The organism is Mycobacterium sp. (assembly GCF_049278535.1).
Taxonomy (GTDB): domain Bacteria; phylum Actinomycetota; class Actinomycetes; order Mycobacteriales; family Mycobacteriaceae; genus Mycobacterium.
Genome location: NZ_JBAPMI010000289.1, coordinates 1 through 3,696, shown reverse-complemented (window position 1 = coordinate 3,696; position 3,696 = coordinate 1). Strand labels below are relative to the sequence as shown.

Annotated in this window: 5 protein-coding genes; 4 read left to right on the top strand and 1 reads right to left on the bottom strand. The window is 67.1% G+C overall.

Translation table 11 applies throughout. From position 1 onward, the window contains the following. The 4 genes from WAO18_RS19415 to WAO18_RS19400 all read left to right on the top strand — a co-directional run. A partial coding sequence (locus tag WAO18_RS19415; protein ID WP_422207862.1) for a lysophospholipid acyltransferase family protein occupies positions 1-729 on the top strand: 729 nt, incomplete at its 5' end. 5 nt (positions 730-734) lie between these two features. Beyond that, entirely contained in the window at positions 735-1,499 is a 765-nt protein-coding gene (locus WAO18_RS19410; RefSeq protein ID WP_422207861.1) for a lysophospholipid acyltransferase family protein, read from the top strand. Positions 1,500-1,554: 55 nt separating this feature from the next. After that, a complete protein-coding gene (locus WAO18_RS19405) occupies positions 1,555-2,340 on the top strand; it encodes a lysophospholipid acyltransferase family protein (protein ID WP_422207860.1) in 786 nt (261 codons plus the stop codon). A gap of 28 nt (positions 2,341-2,368) precedes the next feature. Next, positions 2,369-3,184 (top strand): HAD family hydrolase, encoded by an 816-nt coding sequence (locus WAO18_RS19400; protein WP_422207859.1) that lies wholly within the window; start codon positions 2,369-2,371, stop codon positions 3,182-3,184. A 4-nt stretch (positions 3,185-3,188) separates the two neighbouring features. On the opposite strand, the gene WAO18_RS19395 is transcribed toward WAO18_RS19400, so the two are convergent. Next, the coding region (locus WAO18_RS19395; protein WP_422207858.1) for an LGFP repeat-containing protein at positions 3,189-3,696 on the bottom strand (508 nt) is incomplete at its 5' end.

The following is a 3,696-nucleotide window of genomic DNA, read 5'->3' as shown; positions in this document are numbered from 1 at the left end:
GTGTGGCGGGTGCAGGGTTTGCGTTTCACGGTCATCGGGCAGGAGAACATCCCCGCCGCCGGCGGCGCCGTCATCGCCATCAACCACACCGGCTACATGGACTTCACCCTGGCCGGGTTGCCGGCCTTCCGTGCGCACCGCGCGCGCAAAGTCCGGTTCATGGCCAAGCAGGAAGTCTTCGACAGCAAGCTCACCGGCCCCATCATGCGGGGCTGCCGGCACATCCCGGTGGACCGGTCCAGCGGCGCCGCGTCCTACGCCGTGGCGGTCGACCGGCTCAGGGGCGGTGAACTCATCGGCGTCTATCCGGAAGCGACGATCAGCCGCAGCTTCGAGATCAAGGAATTCAAATCCGGCGCCGCACGGATGGCGATAGAGGCCGATGTGCCGATCATTCCGCACATCGTCTGGGGTGCCCAGCGGATCTGGACCAAGGACCACCCCAAGAAGATGTTCCGCCCGAAGGTGCCGATCGTGGTGCTGGTCGGCGAGCCGATCCTTCCGACCCTGCCGGCGCCCGAGCTGACCACGCTGCTGCATTCCCGGATGCAACATCTGCTGGAGCGGGCGCAGGACGCGTACGGGCCGCATCCGGCCGGCGAGTGGTGGGTGCCGCACCGGCTCGGCGGCAGCGCCCCAACCCTGGCCGAAGCCGCCCAGCTCGACGCTGATGAGGCCAACCGCCGCGCGGCCGCCAAGGCGGCTCGTGAGGCGGGTCCCGCCGAATAACGGCCATGGAGCCGGTTTTCCGCGCGCTCGAGATCGCGGCCAAGGCCTTGGTCACGGCAACCGGCACCAAGATCAGCTACCGGCACCTCGAGCACATCCCGCAGACCGGCGGCGCGGTGGTCGCGATCAACCACACCAGTTACGTGGACTGGCTGCCTGCCGCGCTTGCCCTTCAAGCCCGCGGGCGGCGCATCCGCTACCTGATCAAGGCGGAGATGCAGCAGGTGAAGGTCGTCAACTTCCTGATCAAACACACCAAGACCATCCCGGTCGACCGCCGGTCCGGCGCCCAGGCCTACACCGATGCGGTCCGGCTACTGCGGGCCGGCGAGGTGGTCGGCCTGATGCCTGAGGCGACGATCAGCCGCAGCTTTGAGCTCAAGGACTTCAAGACCGGGGCGGCCCGGATGGCGCTGGAGGCCGGGGTTCCGACGATCCCGCTGATTGTGTGGGGCGCCCAGCGGATCTGGACCAAAGACCACCCGCGCAATGTTGGCTACAAGAAGATCCCGGTGATCGTGGCGGCGGGCCGGCCGTTGCCGCCATCCGGCGACGTCGAACATCTTGACGCCGCGCTGCGTGCGGGAATGACCACGTTGCTGCATCGTGTTCAAGATGAGTATCCGCACCCAGAAGGCGCTTTATGGGTGCCGCAGCGGCTGGGCGGCAGCGCACCTACGGTGGCGGAGGCAAAAATTATTGAGGACACTGAAAAGGCCGAGCGCACCCGCAGACGGGTAGAGCCCGGACCCGATGCGGCGACGAGCTGACAGCTTCGGCAAAGCCCGCGCCGGGACTATGTAGCCGAGAAAGGAAGCTACCGGGATGGCAGAGACGTTTTACCGGTTCGGCGAATGGATCGTTCCACCGGTTGTCGCCATGAACGGGACCAAGTTCACTTTTCGCGGGCTGGATAACATTCCCGTACGCGGTGGTGCGCTGCTCGCCCAGAACCACACCAGTTACCTGGACTGGCTGCCGCCGTTGTTCGCCGCTCGCGAGCGCGGCCGGCGGATGTACTTCATTATCAAGGCCGAGATGGCGGACGTGAAGGCGGTCAACTACGTCATCAAGCACGCCCGGCTGATTCCGGTGGACCGACGGAGCGGACACGACGCTTTCGACACCGCCGTAGAGCGGTTGCGCGAGGGCGAACTGATCGGGATGCATCCCGAAGCCACCATCAGCCGCAGCTACGAGCTGCGCGAGTTCAAGACCGGAGCAGCCAGGATGGCCCTGCAGGCGCAGGTGCCGATCGTCCCGCTGATCGTTTGGGGTGCCCACCGCGTCTGGCCCAAAGACCACGAAAAGAAGTTGTTCCGCAACAAGATTCCGATCACGGTGGCCGCCGGCCGCCCGTTGGCTCCACACGGAACCCCCGAGGAACTCAACGTCACCCTGCGCCAGTCGATGAACGAGTTGCTGTACCAGGTGCAAGAGGAGTACCCACACCCAGAAGGTGAATTCTGGGTACCTCGCCGGCTCGGCGGCGGCGCCCCGACCCGCGACGATTCGCAGAAGCTCCGATTGAACGAACTGCAAGAGCGCCTGGCGAAGCACGGGACCGACGGTGTGACCCGCCAGGGGCAGAGCCAAAGCGGAAGGCATTGATCGCCGGCCGCGGAAGCGGATCGTCACAGTGACGTTGCCTGCGCTGATTGCCTGCGATGTCGACGGCACCCTGATCGGCGAGGACGAAAAAGTCACTGTGCGCACCCGCGAGGCGGTGCGCGCGGCTGTCGCGGCCGGAGCGCAGTTCGTGCTGGCCACCGGCCGCCCGCCGCGGTGGATTCCTCCGGTGGTCGACGGGCTCGGCTTCGCGCCGATGGCGGTGTGTGCCAACGGCGCCGTGATCTACGACCCCGCGACCGACCGGGTGCTGTCGGCCAGGACGCTGTCCGTGGCCGCCCTCGCCGAGCTGGTCGAGATCGCCACCCGCGTCATTCCGGGCGCCGGGCTTGCCGTCGAGCGGGTCGGGGCCAGCGCGCACGACAGCGCAACGCCGCAATTCGTCAGCTCACCGGGCTACGAACACGCCTGGCTCAATCCCGACAACACCGAAGTGTCGATGGATGACCTGCTCAGCGCCCCCGCCGTCAAGCTCCTGGTCCGCAAGGCGGGCGCGCGCAGCGCCGACATGGCCGCCGAACTCGCCAAGCATGTCGGCGTCGAGGGCGCCATCACCTACTCCACCAATAACGGGCTGGTCGAGGTCGTGCCGCTGGGCATCGACAAGGCCACCGGTATCGCTGAAATCGCTCGGCCGCTGGGCATTACCGACGCCGACATGGTGGCGTTCGGCGACATGCCCAACGACGTCCCGATGCTGTTGCGGGCCGGCCACGGCGTGGCGATGGGCAACGCGCACCCCGATGCGATCGCGGCGGCCGACGAGGTCACCGCGCCCAACACCGATGACGGGGTCGCACGGGTACTGGAACGCTGGTGGATGTAGCGGACTAGGCAGCCGGGGCGACCGGTGAGAAACGCTCGAGCTGGACCGGTGGCCCGGTGGCGGGCGGCGGCGGCAACTCCTCGACCACACCGTCGACGACCCGGCTGACCCGGCCGGTGAGCCGGTCGAAGTTCAGCGTGCCGTGCTGGAAGTTCTGCTTCACCCACTGCGGCTCTTGGAATTCCGAGCTGGTCGGCAGGCCTAACGCACCCCGCTCGAAGCCGAGCGAACCCCAGGCGTCGTAGATGGCTCCGGTGAGCACTTGTGGGCCGGTCTCCGGAGACCAGTACATCGCGCCATGGTCGAAGGTGGCATAACGCGCTTCGCCGGCCCCGGTCGCCTCGGGTGAGGTCGGTGCGCCCAGGATGCTGCTCGGGCCGCCGATCGTCTGCCATCGGTCGTATATGGCACCGCCCTGCAGCGACAGGACCAAGTCTTCGGGCCTCGGCGGCCCACTGAAATGTGCTGCGGTTTCCCGAATTTCGTCAAGCAGCCCGTACGCGACATTGCCG